Genomic DNA, 21,588 nt, shown 5'->3' on the forward strand with positions numbered 1-21,588 from the left:
CCTGGAGCGGAAGAGGTCTGATTCGTCGGCGGGGTTGACGAGGTGCAGGGATGTCTCCATGTGGTTCGGAGCGCGAGGAGGTATCAGGCGGCCGTCCCGTTTGCCCGGGGCGGCCCTGCTCCGTGCTGCCACGCCAGGAAACCCCCTGGTGGCATGCCTTCTACCTGCTTTTCGCGCCAAGAGAAGGCGCAGCTGCTCGCCGTTTGGGGCTTCTTCGGAGAGCCCCATTCGCTGCCGTGGCCTGCGGCGACAGCTCGGCCTTGGCTCGTTTCCTGGGCCCCCTTCTTGAGGTCCGCCACCTACCTTGCGGTCCGACCAGATCGCCAACCGACAGCGCCAAGGTTGTGCCGGCGGGCGGCCGAACCCCCCGCGTGCTGGAGGCGGTCCGAGGTTGACAGGCGTCCCCAGCGTCGCACTTGACTCCGGCCCGTCGACTACGCGGGCCGAGCCGGCTGCCCGGGCACGTCCCGGCGGCCCAATTGGTGGCATCGCTTCTGGGGCACGTCTTGAGCGGCAGGCGCGGCGCCTATTCGCTATGGGCCGTTCGGCATTCTGTCCAAATCGGCCATATCGCCAAAGCTCAAGGAATACTCAAGCGGTAACGAAAATATAACGGTGGTCCGATTAAACCCGGAGGCGCTGGTGATGTTGTGGTTTGATCATCTCGCCGAACGCCGAATTGACCACCCGCCCTAAGAAAATTCAAATATGGGGGGACCATGAAGCGCTCTGTAGTTACGGCTGTCGCGATATTTGCGATCGCCGCTGGTGTTCCGGGCATTGCTCAGGCCGACTCGCCGGATCCGGCGCCTGCCGATGTGTGTGACGGCGGGTGGAAGGTCGACATCTACGCGCAGTCGAAGAAGCACCTGGGGATGGGGCCGAAGTACAAGGACGGCCCCGGGGGGACGATGGTGCTGACACGGGCCGAGGCGGGGACGGCTTCGACCAAGATCACGGATGGCGGCGGGGTGACGGTCAGTGGCATCGTGGCCGAGGCGAAGGTTGAGGTGAGCCGCGAATCGGTCAAGGAGGTGTCGTGGGACACGCAGCACCAGTTCCGCCGCAACATCACCCGCAACAAGTACGGCAACGCCCAGCACGGCTCCTGGGGCCACAACGTCAAGTGGCAGAAGTACTACCAGCTGCCCAACTGCAGGAAGACTCAGATCACCCACGGCGCCGCGGACATCGCCAACACGACGATCGGCTTCAGGTACTGGGAAACGAGCTCATGATGCGCGCGCCCGCGGCACTGGCCGCCTCTGCACTCCTGGCACTGTCCCTCGGGGCCTGCACGAGCGACCGGGACTCCGACCACCCGCGCCCTCCCGTGGAGTCGGCGTCCCAGCCGGCGCCGATCCCCACCGAGCCCCTGCTCTCACCAGAGCTGGAAAAGGGCTTCGAGGAAACCTTCGCGGAAGGACCACGCCAGGGAGACAGCCAGTTCGGAACGGTTCACTTCCCGAAAGGTGAATCCTGGGTCAAGCTGAACTGTTTCTCGGATTCAAAAACCGTTCAGCTGAAACTCTCTCTGGAATCCATCGGCGACTACACCGTGGGGTGCTCCCACTCCAGAGTCGAGAAGAACGCGAACCAGCTCAATCTCGCTACGAGCCGCAAGCTCCGCTTCACCATCGAAGCAGACAAGGAAGCTCGCTGGATAGTCAGCATCCAAGCACCCCAGAAGTAGCCGGTGGTGGCTCGCCCTTTCAGGGAGAGCCACCACCATGTCCGGCTCCGCATCCCTTGCGGCGAGCGGAGCCGCCCTGAGGGCGCTCGCCTGACGCTGACCTTCCCGGGCAGAGCTGGTCCGCACCAGGCCCGCCCCTTGCGCGGCGGCGGCCCCCTGACTTCATCCGCACGCGCGTCACCCTCGACGGCCTGTCCCGGAGCCATGAGGCCATCCTTGATCCGGCCAACCGCTGGAACGGCTTCCTCTCCCTCTTCTTCACGCTCGACACCGTCCGGCAGTTGGCCGTCGACACCCAGGCCCTCGCGGCCGGGTGGCCAGCCAGGCGAGTTCGTCGAGGTGCAGGGTGCCGGACCGTCGGTACGCGGCACAGAAGCGGTACGCCGAGGCCATCACCAGGAGGCCTGCGACAGGCCCCTGGAAACGGAGGTTCCATCATCGATCTGGACCCTGGCTGTCGCGACCCGTCCGGCGGCGGTATCGCCTCCCGCGCGCTCCATCAGCTCAGCAAGTGCGGAGAACCGGTGCTGTCCGTCGACGACTACAAGCCGGTCGGCGAGCAGCGGGGCCTGCGGAGTGGCGAGATACGCACCACAGGGGCAATGAGATGATCTTGAAGCTGAGCGGGCCCGGCCAAGGTGAGCCGAAGGGCCGCAATGAAGCGATCTTTGAGTGTGCGAGGCTCTGGCTCAGGACGGCCGCCACAGGCCGACGCCCACAGTCGGGACGGGACTCGGGGCGACTCCACTCGGCCGCTGGCGGACCAAGCCAGGCATTCATCTGAGAGAATGGCTGAATAGCCCATAGCGGGCATCGCGCCCGCAGGGCGCACGAGACGAGCCCAATCATGACCACCCCCGAGCCCTCTGACGGTTCGCCGCCAGACCGCCCGCCCTCGAACTGGGGTACCCCGCCCACCGGCCCGCCAGGGCCGCCGGGTGCCGTGCCGCGCAATGGTCTCGGCATCGCAGCGCTTGTCCTGGGCGTCATCGGCGTACTGGCGGGGATTATCCCCATACTTTTTTCCTCGCCGGGGTCCTCGGTGCGCTGGCCCTGGTCTTCGGCATCATCGGCGCGCAGCGTGCGACCCGGCGCATCGCGACGAACAGGCGCATGGCGATCTCGGGAGCCGTCCTGGGCCTGATCACGCTCGTTCTGTCGGTGGTCGGAGCGGTGATTGTCTTCAGGGCGACCGACGAGCTCGTCGAAGACCTGAGCCCCACCGAGACCAGGCCGCCCTCGGCCCGGTCCACTGTCCCCTCGGGTGAACTGAAGATCGGCGCGACCCAGGAATACCAAGACGGCCTGAAGGTGACCGTCAGCGACCTGAAGACCGTCGATGTGTCCGACACTGCAGAGGGCTACAGCGGTGACCGGGCCTTCCAGGTGACGGTGACCATCGACAACGGTACCGACCAGACCGTCGACACAGGGCTCACCACCGTCGAGGCCCGCGATGCCGACGGCGCCGAACTCGCCGAGATCTTCGACATTCGCAGCGGCCTGGGCTCCCTGGACCTGAGCGATAGCCTCCCCGAGGGGAAGAAGGTCTCCAGCCCGGTCGCCTTCGACCTTCCCCAGGCCAGCGGCACCACGGTCGACATCGAAGTAACCCCGGGCTTCCTGGACTACGACTCTGCTGAATGGACCGGCACGGTCCCCTAACCGCGATCCCGCACGCCAAGGCCGGCCATCGTAGAAGGGCGCCGACGAGGACGACGAGGAGGTCACGGTGACGGTCGCGCTCGTCACCGAAGAGGTCACGTACGAATTCGAGGCCGAGCTGGAGCTGCCCGCCCGTGCCGTTGCCGACTCCGAGACGCTGCGCGACTACCTCGCCGAGAACGAAGAAGTCTGGCTCGATCACCTCGACCCCCTCACCCACTGCATCAGCGTCGACGAGCGCAGCGTGGACGACGCGACACTCGTCCTTGCTGCCTGATCCTCCGTGCCGGCCGACAGGTTGCGCCGTCGGCCGGCGCTCTCCGCCTCGCCTGCCGAAGGAGAACCGTGCCCGAGCCATCCAGCGCAACGCCGCATCCTGGGCCGCCGTCTTCACCGTCCACGGCGACACCCAGGCGGCCACCGTCGATCTGGACCCCGACTGTCGTGACCCGTCCGGCGACGGAGTCCCGCAGGTCGTCCTCGCCGCCTGACCGCCCCTCCTGCGCCCCGGTACGGCCCCGCGCCGCACCGGGGCGCACCCGTCTGCCGGACCGCCTCCTGGCGACCGCTCGTCGATGTGTCGGCGGTGCGCGGCGGCGCTGGGCCGGCCATCCCCCAAATGGCCGCTGACCTCGGAAAACGCCGAGAGGAGATCGGGGTCGACACTCCTGAATGTGACTCGTGAGTGGTATAGTTGTCTCGTTGGTCGGCGGTGGCAGTCGGCCAACACCGAAACCCACACTCCGAACAAAGGGGACAGCTATGCCCGCGACCGCAACGGCCGCCTGGACCTTCGCGCTCTGGGTGTCGCCCACCGGCACGTTCCGCCTGCTGCACTGGAACACCGTCACCACCCCGCAGCGCGCACTGTGCAGCGATGTCGTTCTGCCGATCAGCCTCACCGGCGAGCTGACCATGTGGGCGGACGAATGCGCCATCCCGATGGGCCGCCCGTGCAACGCGCACGCCTCGGAACTGCTGCGGGCCTACCATCCGCATCCCGGCGTGCACTTCGGCGACGTCGTCTTCACCGGCGCCACGGACCCCGACACCGACACCGTCCACGGGCTTGACCAGGACCAGGCCCTGACACTGCTCGACCTCTACCTGCTGCGCATCAACGCCCGCGTACCGGGCGCGCGGCGCGGCTGACGCCAGGTCGCGCCGGGCTCCGGACGCGAATTCCGGGGCCCGGTCCTCCGGATAGCCGAGAAAGGGAAAGCCATGAAATACACGATCGTCGGCGACTGGTACGAATGCTGGGATCTCGCCTCGACTTTCGCCGTCGTCGCCGAGGGAGAAAGCCTCGACGAGGCGAAGCAGAATGCGGCCGAAGCCGTCCTGGAGCACTTCCCGCACCGAGCCCAGGGCGAGGACGGCGAGAGTCCCGAAACCCTCTGGGGCGGCGACAACGGCGCCTACGTCGTCGCGGCCTTCGAGGGAGACCTGCGCCCTCGGGCCATCGAGAGCGCGACATTCGAGCTGATCGCATGACCGCAGCAGCCACCCAGACGTTCACCGTCATCGGCCTGACCCTGGACGTCGACTGCACCGAGCTGCTCATCGCCGCCGTTCTGCCCGGCCCGGTCGCCGACCAGATCGAGCTGCTCGCCACCAGCGAAGCCGACTTCACCCGCTGGGCGAAGGAGTTCGACGCCCCCGACCCCGACACGGCAGCCGCCCTCGCCTACGAGCACTGCCGCAGGTGGGACGACGAGGCCTGATCCACGGGGCACAGCCGTCCGGCTGCCCCCTTATCTCCCAGGCTGAGGAACCGACGAAATGCGGTTCGCGGGGTGACGGAATGCGCGGAGCTGGGCCATCCCGCTCCTCCTGACATCCCGAAAAGGCATCACGGAGTCGTATCGAGGCCGCCATAGTGTCAGCGTGATCGGAATCTTGATCTCCGCGTTCAGCTCGCTTGTTGCGCTGGGAGCATTGGTGGTTAGCGCTCTGGCTCACCGTCATCAGGTGGCGCGCAGCGTGGCTCTGGACGCTCGGGAACGCGCTCTCGAAGCGCGGGAGAAGGAAGCCGAGAGGCGTGAGCGCCGTGTGCAGGCGTCGATGATCGAGATCCGGGCCTCGTCGACTGGGTCACCACTGCACGACGGCTGGGTGACACATCGTCTGGAGATCCTCAACCCCAGCAATCAGCCGATCACAGATCTAAGTGCAACGTATAACGGCGAAGCGGTGGCTGACGTGTCGGGGTCGCTCAACTCGGGCTCCACACATGCGTTTCCGCTGCCTCCGCCGGAGAGCGGTGTTCCGGCGTACATGGTTCTTCAGTACATCACCGTCTTCTTCACCGACGCTGCGGGAATGCGATGGCGCCGCGACGGGGCCGGAGGCCTGCGGCGTGGCGCCATGACGCCGGACGGCGAGTGGAGGTGGACGGATCGCGAAGACCCAGTCATCACGCCATCGATGGCGAACGACATAGCCGTGGGACCGGGAGCTGGGAGCTCCCACTGGGCGGCCCTCGCCGATGCCGACACTCACCAGAGGCGCGGTGTCTTCCTCTGGGTGGCCGCAGCCCTCGCGGCGGTGCTCGCGCTGTTTGTGGTGTTGCTGTTCATCTGAACTCGGCCCTCGCCATACGGACCGCAAAGCGGAGTCAGCGGGCCGGGCGAGCACTGTTGAACGTCGGCGTAGGCATGTTCACTGGGAAGCCCCACGCTTCTACATGGGACCTGCACTCTGCAGTGGCCCGCGTTCCAGCAGGTCAGAGAATTCCGTCAGTTCCCCAGGCTTCCCGCGGCCGCCGCCAGGCATAGCCCGGTCTCGCGACCGGGCTTGCGTACACGGCTCTTCGCCGAAAGCTCGCCTCGTCGACGGTCCTCAATCCGGCCAAAGCCGGGACGGGCAGCCGCGCCCCTACGGTGCCTGCTACGGGCGCCCCAGGGGGCCTCGGCCCGCGGTCGGTGGGGCCGACAGCGGCTACTCGTCGAACGGGTCGCTGTCGGCGTCGGGGTCGTATGCCTCCTCCCAGCCCTCCAGCGTGCCCTCCTCGTCGCCCTGGAGGGCCGCGTTCCGGTCCGCCCAGCTGGTGACCCACGACGGATCGGCCCTGTTGACCCAGTGCGAGAGCAGAGCCAAGGCCGCCGCCGTCTTTCCGGAACCCAACGTCATCGTCTCCTGGTGTGCCGGCCAGGCCACTGCGTCGGTGTCCGGCGCGTAGGGGGCGCCGCCGTCGAGGATCCGAGGGAGTGGACCGCTCTTGACGACCGGTACCAGGAGTCGGGTGTCCCAGAAGCACGCCGCGTAGTGGATGGTGCTCTCGAAGAGGGCCTGGCCGGAGATCTGCCAGCGCACGTTGACCGTGCACCATTCGTGGTCCCCGAGGCGGTAAGCGCGGGCGTCGGTCACTTCCCGGGCCGCAGCCACAATCTCGTAGGGAGGGGCCCATCCGAGGGCTTGCATCCCGGGGACCGCCGCGAAGAAGGAGCCCGGCTTCATGGCCGTGGGGAAGCGTGCAGTGGCGGCCCGGCCGAGCTGCAGCACACCCCACCGGGCCAGTGCCTCGTCGCGGGCGTGGACCGGCGTGGACTGCGTAGTCGCGCAGCAGCGTCCACAGGGCTTCCTCGTCGACGGTGGCTGTGGGCGCGAACTGGCTCAGCACGCCGTCCAGGTTCGTCAGGTGCACGAACCTTTTACCCAGGTCCTCGACGTCCTTGTCCATCGGGGCGGGTATGCTCCGCCCTTGCCGAAGTCTTTGTGGTTGCTACTGACGAAGTACACCGTCTCATCCGGGTGTTCCCGGGCGTACTCGACCGCGGTCAGCCAGATCGCCACATCACGCGCGCCGACCTTAACCGCCTTGTCGCCCTCACCCTTCAACGTGGCCGGCGGAAGGACGTTGGCCTCCCGGTAGACGCCTTCACGGAGCGCCGTTTCGCTCGTCGGCAGCACCTCGAGCAGCTGGCCGTACCTGGCACGCCAACTCTCCCGCATCTTCTCAGGGTCGGGGGCACCGAGCTTCGGCTGCTCGGTGACGCTCACCCTCTGGAGCTTCCTCAGCGCCCTAGCTGCCTCCCGGTGAGCGTTGCTGTAGTCCACGGCCTTCTGTGCTGCCAGCTCCTCGAGCGCCATCCAGGGGACCGCGATGCGTTCGGTCTCTGTCTCCCGGATGGCGCAGGACGTCCGCGTCACTGCTCCGGAGGCCTATCCCGCGTATGACACAGGTATCCAAAAAGATCATGAGGCTGCCTTTTGGTTGGCCGGATGTTCCGCAAGCAGTAGCACCCGAATCACGCTCCGTGCACGCGAGTTGCCCAGATAGGCCGCCGCCCGCTACTCGGTCCCTCGCTGCGACAGTGCGCGTACGGCCGCTCGGCTGACTGCTGGGGCGCAGCTGTCCGGCTGCGTCCCGGACTTCTCCGGCCCATGTCGGTGCTGACTGGCAAGGGGCTGGCGGGCTGGAGTCTCGCCGAAGCCGCCGGGCCCCCCGCGCAGGGCCGCGGGGGCCCAAGCGCACTGGTTGGCTGGGTGCGGCACTGTGGGGGCGCAGCGCTCTGTTCTCTCCCCGGGGGCGGGGTGCTGGGTGGTCTGTGTCGCCTGGTGGGGCGATGTGCTGCGCTTCCCGTCCCGCCTTGCTGTGTGCCGGGTGCTTGGCTGCGCTGCGGCCCGGTCCGAGCGCTGTGCGCTCTCAAGCATCGGGGTTCTGGCAGCCGGTGGGCGGCCGTGGCCCGCACAGTGCCCCGCTCGGACGTCGTGGTGTGCAGCGGGTGCTCCTGCCGGGGGCGCCGGGGGTGGCTCAGGCGTGGGTCCAGGCGCGGAGCTGGCGGGCGATGCGGGGGACGCCGAGTGTTCCGGAGGCGGCGTCGCGGACGAGCGCGACGGCTGCTTTGGGCGGGTAGTCGAGCCGGTGTCCTCCCAGGGCGAGATAGGCCTCGCACGAGTGCCAGGCGAACGCCTCGTTCGAGTGCTCGAGGCAGGGGAGTTTCGCCAGGGTCTGCAGGAGCGCGGCGGCTTTGAGGTGGAGGGAGCCGTAGATGTCGCGGTCCATGGCCCGGGCTTTGACGCGGGCGACGGCGGCGTAGAGCGGCCCGAGGTCGTCGACCTGCGGGTCACCGTCGAGCAGCTCGGCGGCGTGCAGCAGGAAGGTGACGTCGAGCGGGTGCACGGGTTCGGGCTGCGTCACGCGGCGTGACCCCGCTCCTGGTACTCGAGCTCGGCCCTCGCCTGCTGCTCGGCGGCGCGCTGCTCCGCGCCCGCGTCGATGCTGCTGGGTTCGGCGGCGAACGCGGCGCCGCTGCGCGCCATCGACTCTCTGAAGCCCTCGAGGAACCGCTGCTCGACGGCGGTTGCGCGGGCGTAGGCGGCCGACAGGATGTACTCCTGCAGGCTCACCCCTTCCTGCCTCGCGGCGGCCGCGATCGCGGCTCGCTGCTCAGGGTCGGGAAAGCGCAGATTCATGCCTTTGGGTTCTGACATGGTACCTATGGTACCAGCGGTACCAGCCGTAGGCGCAGGCTGTTTCCGGGGCCGGGCGCGGGAGTGGCGCCGAGAACATTGCCGTGCTGCCCGGCCCGGTTGCCGACCAGATCGAGCTGCTCGCCACCAGCGAAGCCGACTTCTCCCGCTGGGCAGAGGAGTTCGATGCCCCTGACCCCGACACGGCAGCCGCCCTCGCCTGCGAGCACTGCCGCAGGTGGGACGACGAGGCCTGATCGACGGGGCGCGGCCGTCCGGCTGCGCCCCGCACCTCTCCGGCCCACGTCGGTGCCGCCCGGCAAGGACTGGCCGGCCGCAGCCTCGCCGAAGCCGGCGGCCCCTGCCATCACGCCGCGGGGGAGCCCGGGTGCAGCGGTCGGCCAGGTGCAGCGGCGTGGGGGCGCAGCGCCCTGCTTTCTGGCCCCGGGGGTGGGGTGCTGCGCCGTCCGCGCCGCCCGGTGGGGCCGGTCCGCTGCGCTCCCCGCCCCACCTCGCTGCGTGCCGGGCCGCGCTGCGCTGCGGCCCGGACCGGCGCTGCGCGCTCTCACGCACCGGGGGCTCGGCAGCCGGTCGACGGGGACGCTGCGCGCCCCGCTGGCTCGCTTCGCGCTGCCGTTCCCCTCGGCCCAGGGCGCTGCGCGCCATGGGGCGGCGACACGGCCCGCGCACTGCCCCGCCCCGGGGTCAGAAACCCGCCCCGACCTCGGGAAATGCGACGGCGAATTGATCCAGAACCCTTGAAATGCATACTCGGAGAATGCATAATTGAAGTATGCGGATCGGTGGTGGCAGCCGATCGGCAGCCGAAAGCACGCACTCCCGAACCGAGGGGAACCATGCCGAACGAGAACGCTCGCCGTCACCTCTCCGCCGTCCCCGCCCCGGCACCGGCTCCCGAGCCGGAAATGCCCTACATCGAGGCTGAGATGGAAGACGCCATGGGCTACCTCCTGGCCCGCATGGTGCCGCTGACGCGGCGCACCGGCTGGAAGATCGAAGAGATCATCGAATCCGACATCTTCGGCCTGCTCGCCATCGCGTACGTCGCGGCCCTGCGCACGAACCCGCCGCTCCCCAAGACCGGCCCGGCCAAGGAACTCGACGCGCTCGCGTTCTCCTTCTACCTCCGCATGCTCGCCAGCGCCCCCAAGGGCTTCGACGACGTCACCGACCTGATCGTCCTGGACAGCATCCAGTGGTGCTCCCCGGCGCTCGATGCAGCCGCCCAGGCCCGGCACCTGCGACTCGTCCAGAACTGACTCAACCCCTGGGGCGCAGCCGATGCGCTGCGCCCCGCCCTCCGCGGCGGGGGAGTGGCACCCCCGCCGCCGGGACGGAGGGCACATCACCTGAAGGGAAGTCCAAATGGCTCACGAGATCGAACAGTTCACTGACGGCACCGCAGCATTCGCGTCCGCGCGGGAGAGTGCGTGGCACGGCCTGGGGACGATCACGGAGGGGGCGATGACCGCCGAGGACCACGAGCTGCTGCAAGTTCGCCGTCGGCACTGCTGCCGATGACCTGGCCCTTGACGAGACCAGGGCACTGGAAGGCGCGGCAGCCGACCTCGCGGCCGCCCTGCACTCCGCCCGAGACGCCGGACGCCGCGCCCTCCCCACTAACGGAGCAGTCGAACCCCCTCCGGCGCGTAGGCAGCACCCTGACCGGTGGCACATTTGCTGCCCCCGGTCGCGGAAGTACGCAGAGCCGAGCCCAGTCACCAGTCGACGTGCGCGCTGATCCATCTGTTCAGGCTGTCGTCGTCTGCGGGTGGCAGGTCGGGGCCGCAGGTGAGGGGCGTGTAGGACAGTTGGAGGTGGGTGAGGAGGCCGTAGGGGCCGTTGTCGGATGCAGGCCCGAGGACGAGGGCGTGGGTGGGGGTGCGCCAGATGCGGTGGGTCAGCGCGGGTCCGGTGACTGTGGCTGCGGATGACAGGATCGTCCGCTCGGGGCCTTGGCCGAGGTGCTCGGTGACTGCCTGCGCTGCCTGTTCGAGTACCGCCTCGCAGTCCTGGTCGGTGCACGGCCTGCGGCCACTCCAGCCGGGCAGCTGCTGCCAGTCGTCGATGAGCTCGTACAGCCACTCTCCGTTGGTCACCTCGTTGTCGTCCGGGTCGACGGGATAGACCTCGCCGAAGACCAGGAAGTGCCGGACTTCCGGGCGCCCGAACGGGTTGCTGCCTTCGGTGCACAGTACGTGCCCGTATCCGGTGCGGTAGGAGTCGCAGACCAGGTCTTCCCATGCCCATCCGCGCTTCTGCACCTCCGCATTGCGGGATTCGAAGTCGTCGGGAACGTGCGGCGCGGTTGACAGGGCGACGAGCTCGGCGACGGCCTTAGCGGTCAGCGGCCGGTGGGCGAGGGCATGGACGGGTATCGGCATGCTGATCACTCTATGAGCGGCCGATGCCGTCGTAACTCGTGAAGTATCGGCGATCCCGATGCCTGAGGGTGCCGCCACCGGCGAGCTGGTCCTGCCGGGGTCGGGCGCGGAGTACGGCGACGCCCCGCCCGTAGAGGCCTGACGCCCGACACCGGGGCGCAGCCGGACCGGCTGCGCCCCGGCCCGGATCGGCCGCTCGGATTTCCCGCCGGTGAAGGGTGTTTCGCTAGACGCGTGTGATCTTTATGGGATATAGTTGTCTTGTTGGTCGGCGGTGGCAGTCGGCCAACACCGAGAACACACCTCTGCGAGAGATGGAGTCACCCATGACCCGCACGCCCGATGCCCTGCTCATCACCCCCGAGGCGGACATTGTCCCGGTCAACCTGCCCCGCCGACTCCGACGCGCGGCTGACCGTCATGCGCTCCGTGATCCGCTGCGAGCGGGTGGACGTCGTGGGGCTCACCAGCCAGCTCGACATGTGGCTGGACGACGAAGGGCTCTACAACCACCCGGTCAACAAGCTCGCAACGGTGCTCGCGGTCCGCTTCGGCTTCACCTACCAGGACTACCACGGGCCCGTGCTGCTGACCGGCGGCGCGGACGCCGAGGGCGAGACGGTGCCGCTGTCCAAGGACAAGCTCCTGGCACTGCTGACCAGCCTCGAAGAAGAGCTCTAACCCCCGCCGCCGGAGCAGCCGACCGGCTGCTCCGGCCCCCCTTGCGGCGGGGGAGTGGCACCCCTGCCGCGCCGAGAACACCACCCCGAGAAAGGGCACCCGTGATGAGCGCGCGCACCGCCGAGACCGTCAGCCAGTTGGTCAGCGTCCTGACCCTGTCGGCCCGTATCGCCGAGTCCGGCAGCATCACGCACCTGCCGGAGACCGTCCGCCCCGTGGGCTGGGCGGCGCACTACGCCGGAGCCGAACAGCCCTGGGAGCGGGTAGCAGAGGCCCGCGTGAACCAGGAAGTCGTCCCGCTGCTCGCCGAGATCGCGAGGGCCGAGCCTCCGGCCGACGTCGCGCATCTGTACGTGTCCGTGGAGAGTTGGCGGCGCGCGGCGGTGGCGGAGACGCGCCGGACGGCCAGCGAGGAGGCGTACGAGCGAGTGGTGGGCGAGATGCGCCGGGAAGCTCTGGCCGCCATCGATGCGGAGGGTGCGGCCTTCCAGCCGGTCGGGTGGGAGGAGTCAACGCGCATCTTCCGCGTACAGGGTGAGTGGACCGTCACGGTGTCCGTCAGCGGAACCGACCACTCGGCTGTACGGGAGACGTTCACGGCCGGCCTGCCGGTAGGCGGGATGAGATCCTGGCAGACGCGCAGAACCGCATCCCGCGCGTCTCCGGCACCGTCCGCGCCGCCGCCGACACCCCGGAGCGGGTGCGCAAGGCGTGGCAGCGAGACCGCCGCAAGGGCACCGCACCGAAGCCCGCCACCGGCTACTACTCGCCCGGCAGTTGGGTGACGTGGCAGCACCCCGAGACCGGCCGGACGCTCACCGGGATCGTCACCAAGTGGCTGCTCGGCGAGCGGACCGACCCGGCCCGCCGCACGGTGATCCCCTCGGACGGCAGCGAGCCGGTCGTGATGGTGCTGGCACCCTGGGCGAAGCCCACGGCAGGCCCGTGGAACGTCGTCTACGGGGAGAGGTCCAGCCCGGTCCAGCCGGGCGCGCGGCAGCTCTCGTTGGCGTGAGCGCCGGGGCGGGGCTGTGAAAGTGGCCTCGCCTTTTCCTCGCCCCCGAGGAGCGGGTCACCACCCGAGGGGCGCACTGTCCGGCCGGGCTCGGCCGTCGGCGCCGTCTGCCGGGGTCTTCTCAGGCTTGGCAGGCGTTGACAAAGATCAGGGGGGCGGGGGCGGGGTGGTCGGGGCCCTTTCGGTGGGAGCTGCCGGAGGGGATGTGCCGCGTGGTGATGAGGTCGCCTGGGATGTCGGTGGCCTGGTCGGTGAGCCACAGGTCGGGTAGGGCGATTCCGTTGCGGTGCGCCTCGCGGGTGGCCATGTGGGTCAGCGTGGTGAAGAGCAGGTCCTCGAGGGTGGAGGCCGGCAGCTGGCGGGCGATGGCGGCGGCTGCTCCGGTGAGTTCGTAGCGGTCGTCCGTTCCGCCGTGGGAGAGGGGGACCGGGTGGACACGGCGGAAGAGAAGGCGGAGGGTGCGTCGTGCGCGCGGCGGCGCGGGGCGCGTGCCGCGGTCGGCGGTGATGCGGTGGTAGGCGTCGATGTACAGGCTCTGATCGGCCGGGCGGATGCCGCAGGCGGTCAGGAACGTCCCCAGCTGCGCGGTGGTGGGCGGCAGTTTCCTGCGCTTCACGATCCGCCAGGCGGTGGTGGGCGGGAGCGGGGCCCGGCCGGGGGCGAGGCGGCTGAGCTCGCGTAGGGACGGGGCGCCGGCTCGCTCGTAGGCCGCGGCCAGGGCGGCGCCGAGGTCGTCCTCGGTGTGGATGAGGGCCGGGGCCGGCGCGTCGAGGGTGCGGAGCCGGCCGCGCTGGGCGGTGCGGCCGCGGCTGCGCAGGAGGAGGGCCCGGGTCTGGTCGGCCGGACTGCCCCCGCAGGCGCGGACGTAGGCGTCGAGGACGTCGGGGGAGGGGGCTGCGGTGCCGGACTCGGCGCGCTGGACGGTGCCGCGGGAGACGTTGGCGGCCGCGACCAGCGCGCGCTGGGGCAGCCCCGCGGCCCGGCGCAGGGCGAGCAGGTGCTCGGCGAGGTGTGCGAAGGGGCGCTCCGGGGCGCCGCAGTGACGGGAGCGGGTCATGTCCGCCGCCTACTTGGCCGCGGAGGACCGCACGGCGGCTTCGACGAGGACCGTCACCAGGCGGCGGCCGCCGCCGGCTGCGGTCAGGGTGGCCGCGCCGATCGCCCCGCAGCCGCCCAGCAGGGCGAAGACGGTGTCCAGCGGGGTGCCGACGAGGAACAGGGTGCTGCCCAGCCCCAGGATGGCGATCAGCAGAATCAGCGCGTGTGTGGGCCCGAAGCGCCCGGTGGCGCCGGCCACGGTGCAGGGGCAGGCGCGGACGGGGCCTGCCAGGCTGGGGACAGGGAGGTCGGTCATGGTGTGCAGGACTCCGTCCTGACGGGGGCCGCGGCGAAGCGCCGGGGCCCGGGCTACTGGTCGCAAAGTCGCGCAGTCCAGAGACAGTTGGCCCTGCCGGAAGCGGGCTGCGCGGCACACAGCCTTCCACGCCCTGGTGGCCCGCCGCCTCGCCCCCGTATGGCTTTTGCCCGTTGTGCGGCATCCTGGCCCCGCCGGTGTGCCCCGCTCCACCACGGAATCCGCGGTGGGCCGTACCACGAACCGTGGCCTGACGACGGTGAGTTCCGCGCAGCGCGTGCCTGCGGCGGCCCACCGTTTGTTCCGGCCGACTTGCGGCGTTGGCCGCTTCAGAAAGACGCTGCTCCCCACACGACACCGACGGCGAGCCGCCGGTGTCCTCCTGACGGCTACTGGTCGCAAGCCCGAACCGCTTCAGGACCCCCCGGCAGGCGCGTTGGCCCGCGCCCGTCGACACGCCAAGCCGGCACCCTCTGGGTGTCGGCTTCTCGTGCCTCTTCAGGGCGTCACGGTGGCGAGCCCGAGGGCGGTGCCCAGGTCGGTGCCTGCCGTCCCGGCCGCCGTGACCGGCACCTCGAGCTGTACACGAACGCTGAACGGCTGCAGGGGCCCGGACCCAGCTGCCCCTGCTGCTTTCTTCAGGGGCAGCCCCCACGGCCGGCCCCGCCTGTGCTGCTCCGTCGTTTGTGGGTTGTTGGGTGCGGTCCGGGCGTGGCGGCGTGCGGCACGGTTGGGGCGTAGCGTTCGCTTCTTGCGCCTGCCGGGGGTGTGCCGGTGGGCGCAGCTCTCGTTTCCGGGTCGGGGGGTGGGGCGTGGCCCGGGGCGTCGGGGTCGGTGGAGGCGGTCCGCTGCGCTCCCCGCCTCCACCTTGCTGCGTGCCGGTCTCCGCTGCGCTGCGCCCGGTCCGAGCGCTTTGCGCTCTCACGCGCTGCGGAGGCTGTCAGCCGGTCGGCGGGGCGCTGCGCTTCCCGCTCCCTCGCTTCGCGCTGCCTGCCTCCTTGCCCTTTGGCGCTGCGCGCCACGGGGCGTCCGTCCCCGGCCCCCGGGCCGTGCCCCGCCCCCTTGGCCCGGAAACCCTTTGTGGCCTGGGAAGTTGGTTGAGAAGAGCGGGGAAACCACCCTCCATTGCGTGATGCATCTATGGTATAGTTGTCTTGTTGGTCGGCGGTGGCAGTTGGCCTGCGAACGGGTGTGTCAACTTAACGGCCCTGTCTCACATTCGGTGGTGACGGAGTGTGCCGCTATCCGAGGAGGATGCGGTGGCGAAGTAGGGTGAAGCCTGCTCGTCCGTGCATCTGGCGCGCGATCCGCTTGGTTTTGGTGTTGACGCCCTCGGTGGGGCCGTTGCTGTACGGAAGCGTGAGCGCGGCGATCACTGCGTCCCTGTCTCGGTCCAGGCCCCGGGCGAAGGAGTGCAGATGGGGCAGATCGGTTGCGCGGACCTGGATGATCCAGCGTGAGAGTGCGTCGGTGTTTCCTTCGCGAGGCGTCAGGAGCTGGGCGAAGTCCGCGGTGTGGGGGGCCAGTTGGGTCATCTCGGGGCAGGCGGCGGTGAGCCGTGCCAGGAGGTCGTGATGTTCGGTCTTGAGGTTGTCTGGCCTGGTGAGGAGCATCCGGGCGAGCCGGCGTGGGGAGATGTGGCTGCGGTCGGCGTCCGCGCGGCCTTGGTTGATGTACTTGTGCAGGAGGTTGAGGCAGCCTTCGTAGCCGAGGGCCTTGATCTCTTCGAAGAGGTGCTTGACGGGGACGGCAGGGTCCCCAGCCCGGCGTTTGCGCAGGTGCTCGCGGTAGGGGTCGACGAGGCTGGCGCGGTATTTGGGGACGCGGAGCATCCGCTCGGGCCGGTCGGCTCGTGCGTAGCGTTTGACGGTGTTCAGGGCCAGTTGCAGACGGCGGGCGCATTCGAGCAGGCCCACGCCCTGATTGAGCAGGTCATGGACCTGGTGCCAGCGTTCCAGGGTGGTTCGGGCGCGTGGCCCGTCGTAGATGGGTGCGTCCAGTACGGTGGCCCAGCAGCTGCTGTGCGCCTTCACCTCGCTGAGGGCGGCTTCGCACAGGTTGTGCCACAGATGCCACCTGTCCGCGACCTGGACCGCGTCGGGCAGGGCGCGGCGGATGGCCTCGGCGTAGGTGGCTGAGCCGTCACGGCACACGACCTCGACACCCGGATGCCCGCGCAGCCACGCTTCCAGCGTGTCGGCCGTGCGGTCGGGCAGCACGTCGATCCGCTCATGGGTCTCGGCGTCGATCACCACGGTGGCATAGCGGTGCCGCCGGCGCAGGGCGAAATCGTCGACGCCGATCACGCGGGGCACCCGCCCGGTGGGCAACGGGATGCGCAGCACGGTACGCAGGGCCGCGTGACGCGACAGGCCCACCGCGAGTATCGCCAGCAAACGTGATCCCGCCCGGCCCGCCAACTCTTTGACCACGGCCTTGACCTGCCTGGTCAGACGGGCCGTGCGCCGCTGGTATCGCTCCAGCACCCCGGGCACCTGTTCGCGGAAGGTGTGGCGACAGCCTCGCGTGGGCACACCAGACGCCGCACCCGCACACGGACCACCACCCGTCGCCCCTCGACCGGAACGTCGGCCACCGTCCGCCAGTGATAGCCGTGCACCCGTCCCGACGAGGCCCCGCACATCGGGCAGACCGCGGTGTCCAGCGGCGTCCGGGCCCGCACCACGATCCGCTCACCCTCATCGGCCACATCCTCCATGACCAGCGGGGACAGACCCGAAAACACCGTCTGCACAAGCTCGTTGACATCCATCACATGAAGGTCAACGACCCTCACAACTCTCCGTCACCACCGAATGTGAGACAGGGCCGTTGATTAGACACTCCCAGCGAGGGTGCCTTCACCGCCGTGGTCGGGCTCGGCCGCAGTCGTTGCGGTTACCGGGCTCCGGGTCGAGAAGGCGGTCGGCAGCAGACTTCGGGATGGCGACACCTCCACCTCCGGCATTGGCCAGAAGGCCAAAGCATTCCTCACCGTCTTGGCCAACGCGCACACCCCTCCCCACCCCGCCACTGCGCATCATCAAGGGCCGGAGTGGGAGCTGTGAGAGGAGTGGACGCGTGGACACTGTGCGGACGACCCCGCGGAGAACCGCGGATGAGGTCGGGGCTGCGAGCAGGTTGACACGGCGGCGGGAGGTCGCCGATCTGGTTGCCGAGGCCCGTGGTGGCGAGCTGCGGCGGACGATGGGGCTCACCCAGCTCACGCTGCTCAGCGTGGGCGCCACCCTCGGGACCGGGATCTTTGTTGTCCTCGGCCAGGCAGTGCCCGAGGCGGGCCCCGCCGTCGTGGTCTCCTTCGTCCTCGCCGGGATCACCGCACTGTTCTCCGCCCTGTCCTACGCCGAACTGGCGGGCATGATCCCGGGCGCCGGATCCTCGTACAGCTATGCCTACGCCACGCTCGGCGAGCTGGTCGCGTGGGTCTGCGGCTGGTGCCTGGTGCTGGAGTACGGCGTCTCGGTCGCCGCCGTCGCGGTCGGCTGGGGCCAGTACGTGAACGAGCTGCTGGAGCTCACCGTCGGCTGGACGCTGCCCGAGTCGCTGGCCGCCCCGCCCGGCGCGGGCGGCGTGCTGAACGTTCCGGCCGCCGCGATCGTCGTCCTCGCCATGGTGGTCCTGCTGCGCGGAGCACGCGAGAGCGCCGTCGTCAACACGATCATGGTGGCGGTGAAGGTGGCCGCCCTGGTGATGTTCTGCGCCGTCGCCTTCACCGCGTTCCGCGCCGGGAACTTCCAGCCACTGTTCCCGCTCGGCATGGCGGGTGTGAGCGCGGGCGCTGCCTCGCTGTTCTTCTCGTACATCGGCTTCGACGCCGCGTCGACGGCCGGTGAGGAGGCGAAGAACCCGCAGCGTGACCTGCCGCGCGCCATCCTCCTCTCCCTCGGGCTGATCACCGCGCTGTACTGCGCGGTGGCGATCGCGGCCGTCGGCGCTATGCCGTGGCAGACGTTCGCGGGCACCGAGGCCACGCTCAGCCAGGTGCTGGTCCGCTCGGTCGGCGGCGGCAGCCTGTGGCCGATCCTGCTGTCCGTCGGCGCGGTCGTCGCCACCACGAGCGTCGTCCTCGCCGTGCAGTACGGGCAGACCCGCATCCTGTTCTCGATGGCGCGCGACGGGCTCGTGCCGCCGCTGTTCGCCAAGATTCACCAGAAGACCGGGGTGCCCCGCGCCAATACGGTCATCGTGTCCGCGTTCATCATGGTGCTCGCTGCACTCGTGCCGCTGGGCGCGCTCGCCGACGCCACCAGCATCGGCACACTGTTCGCCTTCGCGCTGGTCAACTGTGCCGTCCTGATCCTGCGCCGGCGCAGTCCCGAGGCACCGCGCAGCTTCCGGGTGCCGCTCGCGCCGGTGACCTGCGTGCTGGGCACGCTGTGCTGCGGCTATGTGATGTGGGGGCTCGGCACCGACACGTGGATAGCGTTCGGCCTGTGGATGGCGGTCGGGTTCGCGATCTACGCGCTCTACGGCATCAAGCACTCCCGGCTGGGCCGGCCTGTCCCGCAGGAGGAGACCGCCGCATGACCTCGCTGGACCTGACCGCCGACCTGGTGGATCTCACCCGGGCCCTGGTGGACACTCCGTCCGAGAGCGGCGACGAGGCCGACCTCGCCGACGCCGTGGAGTCCGCCCTGCGCGCGTGCGGGCATTTGACGGTCGAACGCATCGGCAACTCCGTCGTGGCCCGCACCGACTCGGGCCGCGCCGAGAGGGTTGTCATCGGCGGCCACCTGGACACCGTCCCGGCCGCCGGAAACCTGCCTTCCCGGCTGGACGGAGAGCTGCTCCACGGGCTTGGGGCGTGCGATATGAAGGGCGGCGTCGCCGTCGCCCTGCGCCTCGCGGCCACCGTGACCGCACCGGTACGTGACGTCACGTACGTCTTCTACGAGTGCGAGGAGGTCTCCGGCGACCGCAACGGCCTGAACCGTATCGCCGCCGAACGCCCCGACGTGCTCGAGGCGGACCTCGCGATCCTCATGGAGCCGTCCGACGCGGGCGTCGAGGCGGGCTGCCAGGGTGTCCTGAACGCGGACATCACGGTGCGCGGCGAGCGCGCGCACACCGCCCGCTCTTGGATGGGCGTCAACGCCGCGCACCGAGCGGCCACCGTACTGCAGCGCCTCGACGACCACACCGCCGAGCGAATCGTCATCGACGGCCTGGAGTACCGCGAAGGGCTGAACGCGGTCGCTGTCCGCGCGGGCATCGCCGAGAACGTCGTCCCCGACACCTGCGTGATCACGGTCAACCTGCGCTTCGCGCCGAGCCGTTCGGCCGGGCAGGCCGAGGCGTATCTGCGCGGGCTCTTCCCCGAGTACGAGGTCGAGGTCACCGAGGTCGTGCCGGGCGCCCTGCCGGGGCTCGGACATGGCCCGGTCGCCTCGCTCGTCGAGGTCCTGGGAGCAACCCCCCGCCCCAAGCTCGGCTGGACCGACGTCGCCCGCTTCGCCGCGCTGGGCACGCCCGCGCTCAACTACGGCCCGGGTGACCCGACCCTCGCGCACACCGCCGGGGAGTACGTGCCCGTCGGGCAGCTGCGGGAGTGCGAGGCTCGGCTCGCGGCCTGGCTGAGTGGCTGAACCCCACGGGGGCGCGCTGCCCCGGGCTGGTGGAACGGACGGTGGCGACCGTCGGATCCCACGACGCCGACCGGTGACCCCACCTGCTGCCTGCTGCAGGTCAGGCCCGGTCGGCGCCACGCATGCCCCCGAGCGTCCGCAGCTGCAGCCACAGCACCAACCGCTCGTCCGGATCCTCCAGATCGATGCCGAGGTGCTGCTGCGCCTGTCTGAGGCGGTACCGGCAGGTGTTGGGGTGTACGGCGAGCAGCTTCGCCGCCCGCGCCATGTCGTATCCGGCGTCCAGCCAGCACACCAGGGTCCTGGCGTAGTCAGTGCCGTGCTCCGCGTCGTGCGCCAGCACCTCCCGCCAGGCACCCGCCGTCAAGGTCCGCTCCTCGCCGATGAGTTCCCGCAGCCGGAGCAGGGTGACACGGGCGCGTACCTCGGTCACAGCAGCGACGTCCTCGTCCGGGGCGAGCACCCGCAGGACGAGGTCGGCGTCGTCCCGTGAGCCGCGCACGGCCGCAAGGTCCTCGACCACGTCGCCCAGCCCGGCCCGCAGCGTCACCCGCAGCGCCCGACCCGCGCGCCGCACGAGGTCCTCGGCGAGCCGCTTGTGCCGTTCCCCACCGCGCTCACCGGTGACCGGCAGCAGCGCGTACACGCTGCCGTCCACCAGCACGCACGCGTGCCGCCCGTACCGCGCCTCGCATTGGAGCCGTACGAGGTCGAGGAGCCGCAGCGCGGTCTGTTCCCCGTCGGGCCCGGACACCGCGCCGTCGAGGGCGAAGGCCGCGACACGGACCGGGGTGCCGGCGGCGAGGCCGAGGCGGTGCGCGGCGTCGGCGGGATCGGCGGTGCCGTCCAGGAGACGGCGCAGCAGGTCGCTCGTCAGATGCCGGGACAGTTCCTCGCTCGCCCGTGCTCGCAGCAGGAGCAGGGCGGCCGTGGACGCACCTCGGGTGAGCGCGTCCTCGGCATCGGGTCCGATGTGCCCGTCGTCGACGACCCACATCGATCCCAGCGTCTCGCCGCCCGCGCGGATCGCAACGGCGAGCCGCGGCAGCTCGTCGCCGTCGAGTGCGGCGAGGCGTACGGGTCCGGGGACGGCGAACAGGACGCGGTACTGCTCGGTGTTCTCGGGGCTGCTCGGCACTTGGCGGCCCAGGATGCCTTGCCGCCGGACCTCGTCGACGACCTGCCCGGGGACGGTGGAGTAGGCCAGAATCCGCTGGCGAGCGTCCTCGATGACGGTCGCGCCGCCCACGGCCGCGGCCACCGCGTTGGCGAGCGCGAACAGGTCACCGAAGGCCGCCCCGCCGCCCACCGGGCCGGGCCGGGAGCCGATCGCGGAGGCCAGCAGCAGATGGACGTGATGCCAGGCGGCATCCTCGTCGACGGCGAGCAGCGCGAGGCCGTGGGCCTTCGCCGCCGCCATTGTGTCGGGCTGCCCGTCCCTGTCCCGTATGACGAGCCCGGCCATGCCGGCTGCCGCAGCATCGCGTGCCAGCGGCGCGACCTCACCCGCTCGCGCCCCGACCGTCAGCAGCAGGGCGCCGGGCGCGCTGTGCGGAAACGGCGCCCCGGCGTCGTACAGCAGCACCTCGGACACGGGCGCGGTGAGGCCGGCCGGGGCGGTGAGCACGCGGAGCATGGGCTCGCCGAGGGTGTCGAGAAGCTCCTCGAGGGTGCAGGTGTCCATGGGCGGTCGGGCTCTCCGGTGGGGGGACGGTCACGTGGGGACAATTGGCCTTTCTATCGGAGGTGACCGC

Annotated in this window: 24 protein-coding genes and 1 pseudogene; 16 read left to right on the forward strand and 9 right to left on the reverse strand. The window is 70.1% G+C overall.

Annotated features, from left to right (window positions below; genetic code table 11):
• Positions 1-719 precede the first annotated feature (719 nt).
• The 8 genes from QFZ82_RS38210 to QFZ82_RS38245 all read left to right on the forward strand — a co-directional run bounded on the left by QFZ82_RS38210 (position 720) and on the right by QFZ82_RS38245 (position 5,941).
• Positions 720-1,238, forward strand: coding sequence for a hypothetical protein (locus QFZ82_RS38210; protein WP_307717477.1), 519 nt, complete (start codon positions 720-722; stop codon positions 1,236-1,238).
• Positions 1,235-1,693 (forward strand): hypothetical protein, encoded by a 459-nt coding sequence (locus QFZ82_RS38215; RefSeq protein WP_307717478.1) that lies wholly within the window; start codon positions 1,235-1,237, stop codon positions 1,691-1,693. Before QFZ82_RS38210 ends, QFZ82_RS38215 begins: the two co-directional genes overlap by 4 nt.
• 1,113 nt (positions 1,694-2,806) lie before the next feature.
• Positions 2,807-3,358: a DUF4352 domain-containing protein gene (locus QFZ82_RS38220; protein WP_307717479.1), complete on the forward strand. Its 552-nt coding sequence runs from the start codon at positions 2,807-2,809 to the stop codon at positions 3,356-3,358.
• Between the two features lie 67 nt (positions 3,359-3,425).
• Positions 3,426-3,635, forward strand: a complete 210-nt coding sequence (locus QFZ82_RS38225) for a hypothetical protein (RefSeq protein WP_307717480.1) — start codon at positions 3,426-3,428, stop codon at positions 3,633-3,635.
• A 485-nt stretch (positions 3,636-4,120) separates the two neighbouring features.
• Positions 4,121-4,510 (forward strand): DUF3846 domain-containing protein, encoded by a 390-nt coding sequence (locus tag QFZ82_RS38230; protein ID WP_307717481.1) that lies wholly within the window; start codon positions 4,121-4,123, stop codon positions 4,508-4,510.
• Positions 4,511-4,582: 72 nt separating this feature from the next.
• Entirely contained in the window at positions 4,583-4,852 is a 270-nt protein-coding gene (locus tag QFZ82_RS38235) for a hypothetical protein (RefSeq protein WP_307717482.1), read from the forward strand.
• Positions 4,849-5,082: a hypothetical protein gene (locus QFZ82_RS38240; RefSeq protein WP_307717483.1), complete on the forward strand. Its 234-nt coding sequence runs from the start codon at positions 4,849-4,851 to the stop codon at positions 5,080-5,082. The genes QFZ82_RS38235 and QFZ82_RS38240 overlap by 4 nt, the downstream gene beginning before the upstream one ends.
• Positions 5,083-5,245: 163 nt before the next feature.
• Positions 5,246-5,941, forward strand: a complete 696-nt coding sequence (locus QFZ82_RS38245) for a hypothetical protein (protein WP_307717484.1) — start codon at positions 5,246-5,248, stop codon at positions 5,939-5,941.
• A gap of 357 nt (positions 5,942-6,298) precedes the next feature.
• Here the strand turns inward: QFZ82_RS38245 and QFZ82_RS38250 are convergent, their stop codons facing one another.
• The 4 genes from QFZ82_RS38250 to QFZ82_RS38265 all read right to left on the reverse strand — a co-directional run bounded on the left by QFZ82_RS38250 (position 6,299) and on the right by QFZ82_RS38265 (position 8,794).
• Complete coding sequence (locus QFZ82_RS38250) at positions 6,299-6,817, reverse strand: hypothetical protein (protein ID WP_307717485.1); 519 nt, start codon at positions 6,815-6,817, stop codon at positions 6,299-6,301.
• Positions 6,818-6,994: 177 nt separating this feature from the next.
• A complete protein-coding gene (locus tag QFZ82_RS38255; RefSeq protein WP_307717486.1) occupies positions 6,995-7,510 on the reverse strand; it encodes a PIN domain-containing protein in 516 nt (171 codons plus the stop codon).
• A gap of 604 nt (positions 7,511-8,114) precedes the next feature.
• On the reverse strand, positions 8,115-8,501 hold the full coding sequence (locus QFZ82_RS38260; RefSeq protein ID WP_307717487.1) for a fic family toxin-antitoxin system, toxin component: 387 nt from the start codon (positions 8,499-8,501) through the stop codon (positions 8,115-8,117).
• Complete coding sequence (locus QFZ82_RS38265) at positions 8,498-8,794, reverse strand: DUF1778 domain-containing protein (RefSeq protein WP_307717488.1); 297 nt, start codon at positions 8,792-8,794, stop codon at positions 8,498-8,500. The genes QFZ82_RS38260 and QFZ82_RS38265 overlap by 4 nt, the downstream gene beginning before the upstream one ends.
• 83 nt (positions 8,795-8,877) lie before the next feature.
• Here QFZ82_RS38265 and QFZ82_RS38270 point away from each other — a divergent pair, with 83 nt between their 5' ends.
• The 3 genes from QFZ82_RS38270 to QFZ82_RS38280 all read left to right on the forward strand — a co-directional run bounded on the left by QFZ82_RS38270 (position 8,878) and on the right by QFZ82_RS38280 (position 10,315).
• Complete coding sequence (locus tag QFZ82_RS38270) at positions 8,878-9,030, forward strand: hypothetical protein (RefSeq protein ID WP_307717489.1); 153 nt, start codon at positions 8,878-8,880, stop codon at positions 9,028-9,030.
• Positions 9,031-9,630: 600 nt separating this feature from the next.
• Positions 9,631-10,053 (forward strand): hypothetical protein, encoded by a 423-nt coding sequence (locus QFZ82_RS38275; protein WP_307717490.1) that lies wholly within the window; start codon positions 9,631-9,633, stop codon positions 10,051-10,053.
• 106 nt (positions 10,054-10,159) lie between these two features.
• Positions 10,160-10,315 (forward strand): hypothetical protein, encoded by a 156-nt coding sequence (locus tag QFZ82_RS38280; RefSeq protein ID WP_307717491.1) that lies wholly within the window; start codon positions 10,160-10,162, stop codon positions 10,313-10,315.
• A 197-nt stretch (positions 10,316-10,512) separates the two neighbouring features.
• Here QFZ82_RS38280 and QFZ82_RS38285 read toward each other — a convergent pair whose 3' ends face one another.
• Positions 10,513-11,178 (reverse strand): hypothetical protein, encoded by a 666-nt coding sequence (locus tag QFZ82_RS38285; protein ID WP_307717492.1) that lies wholly within the window; start codon positions 11,176-11,178, stop codon positions 10,513-10,515.
• Positions 11,179-11,598: 420 nt separating this feature from the next.
• Between QFZ82_RS38285 and QFZ82_RS38290 the strand changes: the two genes are divergently transcribed.
• The 3 genes from QFZ82_RS38290 (at position 11,599) to QFZ82_RS38300 (ending at position 12,874) form a co-directional block, all read left to right on the forward strand.
• On the forward strand, positions 11,599-11,859 hold the full coding sequence (locus QFZ82_RS38290) for a DUF3846 domain-containing protein (protein ID WP_307717493.1): 261 nt from the start codon (positions 11,599-11,601) through the stop codon (positions 11,857-11,859).
• A 104-nt stretch (positions 11,860-11,963) separates the two neighbouring features.
• Positions 11,964-12,644, forward strand: coding sequence for a hypothetical protein (locus QFZ82_RS38295; RefSeq protein ID WP_307717494.1), 681 nt, complete (start codon positions 11,964-11,966; stop codon positions 12,642-12,644).
• Complete coding sequence (locus QFZ82_RS38300; protein WP_307717495.1) at positions 12,641-12,874, forward strand: hypothetical protein; 234 nt, start codon at positions 12,641-12,643, stop codon at positions 12,872-12,874. The genes QFZ82_RS38295 and QFZ82_RS38300 overlap by 4 nt, the downstream gene beginning before the upstream one ends.
• Positions 12,875-12,995: 121 nt before the next feature.
• Here the strand turns inward: QFZ82_RS38300 and QFZ82_RS38305 are convergent, their stop codons facing one another.
• The 3 genes and pseudogenes from QFZ82_RS38305 to QFZ82_RS38315 form a co-directional block, all read right to left on the reverse strand.
• On the reverse strand, positions 12,996-13,931 hold the full coding sequence (locus QFZ82_RS38305) for a helix-turn-helix transcriptional regulator (protein WP_307717496.1): 936 nt from the start codon (positions 13,929-13,931) through the stop codon (positions 12,996-12,998).
• 9 nt (positions 13,932-13,940) lie between these two features.
• Entirely contained in the window at positions 13,941-14,228 is a 288-nt protein-coding gene (locus QFZ82_RS38310) for a hypothetical protein (protein WP_307717497.1), read from the reverse strand.
• A 1,241-nt stretch (positions 14,229-15,469) separates the two neighbouring features.
• Positions 15,470-17,001 (reverse strand): annotated as a pseudogene (locus QFZ82_RS38315) (ISL3 family transposase).
• A 308-nt stretch (positions 17,002-17,309) separates the two neighbouring features.
• Between QFZ82_RS38315 and QFZ82_RS38320 the strand changes: the two are divergent.
• Both QFZ82_RS38320 and dapE read left to right on the forward strand, forming a co-directional pair.
• Positions 17,310-18,776: an amino acid permease gene (locus tag QFZ82_RS38320; RefSeq protein ID WP_307717498.1), complete on the forward strand. Its 1,467-nt coding sequence runs from the start codon at positions 17,310-17,312 to the stop codon at positions 18,774-18,776.
• Positions 18,773-19,834 (forward strand): succinyl-diaminopimelate desuccinylase, encoded by a 1,062-nt coding sequence (dapE, locus tag QFZ82_RS38325; protein ID WP_307717499.1) that lies wholly within the window; start codon positions 18,773-18,775, stop codon positions 19,832-19,834. Before QFZ82_RS38320 ends, dapE begins: the two co-directional genes overlap by 4 nt.
• Positions 19,835-19,934: 100 nt before the next feature.
• Here the strand turns inward: dapE and QFZ82_RS38330 are convergent, their stop codons facing one another.
• The gene (locus QFZ82_RS38330) at positions 19,935-21,518 is read right to left on the reverse strand and encodes a CdaR family transcriptional regulator (RefSeq protein ID WP_307717500.1); all 1,584 of its coding nucleotides are present in this window, start codon (positions 21,516-21,518) and stop codon (positions 19,935-19,937) included.
• Positions 21,519-21,588 lie beyond the last annotated feature (70 nt).

This window comes from Streptomyces sp. V4I23, assembly GCF_030817975.1.
GTDB lineage: Bacteria > Actinomycetota > Actinomycetes > Streptomycetales > Streptomycetaceae > Streptomyces.

Excerpts from the sequence above, each read along its gene's own strand:
- QFZ82_RS38210 (WP_307717477.1), top strand. The coding sequence starts at position 720 with ATGAAGCGCTCTGTAGTTACGGCTGTCGCGATATTTGCGATCGCCGCT.
- QFZ82_RS38215 (WP_307717478.1), top strand. The coding sequence starts at position 1,235 with ATGATGCGCGCGCCCGCGGCACTGGCCGCCTCTGCACTCCTGGCACTG.
- QFZ82_RS38220 (WP_307717479.1), top strand. The coding sequence starts at position 2,807 with ATGGCGATCTCGGGAGCCGTCCTGGGCCTGATCACGCTCGTTCTGTCG.
- QFZ82_RS38230 (WP_307717481.1), top strand. The coding sequence starts at position 4,121 with ATGCCCGCGACCGCAACGGCCGCCTGGACCTTCGCGCTCTGGGTGTCG.
- QFZ82_RS38235 (WP_307717482.1), top strand. The coding sequence starts at position 4,583 with ATGAAATACACGATCGTCGGCGACTGGTACGAATGCTGGGATCTCGCC.
- QFZ82_RS38240 (WP_307717483.1), top strand. The coding sequence starts at position 4,849 with ATGACCGCAGCAGCCACCCAGACGTTCACCGTCATCGGCCTGACCCTG.
- QFZ82_RS38250 (WP_307717485.1), bottom strand. The coding sequence starts at position 6,817 with ATGAAGCCGGGCTCCTTCTTCGCGGCGGTCCCCGGGATGCAAGCCCTC.
- QFZ82_RS38265 (WP_307717488.1), bottom strand. The coding sequence starts at position 8,794 with ATGTCAGAACCCAAAGGCATGAATCTGCGCTTTCCCGACCCTGAGCAG.
- QFZ82_RS38275 (WP_307717490.1), top strand. The coding sequence starts at position 9,631 with ATGCCGAACGAGAACGCTCGCCGTCACCTCTCCGCCGTCCCCGCCCCG.
- QFZ82_RS38280 (WP_307717491.1), top strand. The coding sequence starts at position 10,160 with ATGGCTCACGAGATCGAACAGTTCACTGACGGCACCGCAGCATTCGCG.
- QFZ82_RS38285 (WP_307717492.1), bottom strand. The coding sequence starts at position 11,178 with ATGCCGATACCCGTCCATGCCCTCGCCCACCGGCCGCTGACCGCTAAG.
- QFZ82_RS38290 (WP_307717493.1), top strand. The coding sequence starts at position 11,599 with ATGCGCTCCGTGATCCGCTGCGAGCGGGTGGACGTCGTGGGGCTCACC.
- QFZ82_RS38295 (WP_307717494.1), top strand. The coding sequence starts at position 11,964 with ATGAGCGCGCGCACCGCCGAGACCGTCAGCCAGTTGGTCAGCGTCCTG.
- QFZ82_RS38305 (WP_307717496.1), bottom strand. The coding sequence starts at position 13,931 with ATGACCCGCTCCCGTCACTGCGGCGCCCCGGAGCGCCCCTTCGCACAC.
- QFZ82_RS38310 (WP_307717497.1), bottom strand. The coding sequence starts at position 14,228 with ATGACCGACCTCCCTGTCCCCAGCCTGGCAGGCCCCGTCCGCGCCTGC.
- dapE (WP_307717499.1), top strand. The coding sequence starts at position 18,773 with ATGACCTCGCTGGACCTGACCGCCGACCTGGTGGATCTCACCCGGGCC.
- QFZ82_RS38330 (WP_307717500.1), bottom strand. The coding sequence starts at position 21,518 with ATGGACACCTGCACCCTCGAGGAGCTTCTCGACACCCTCGGCGAGCCC.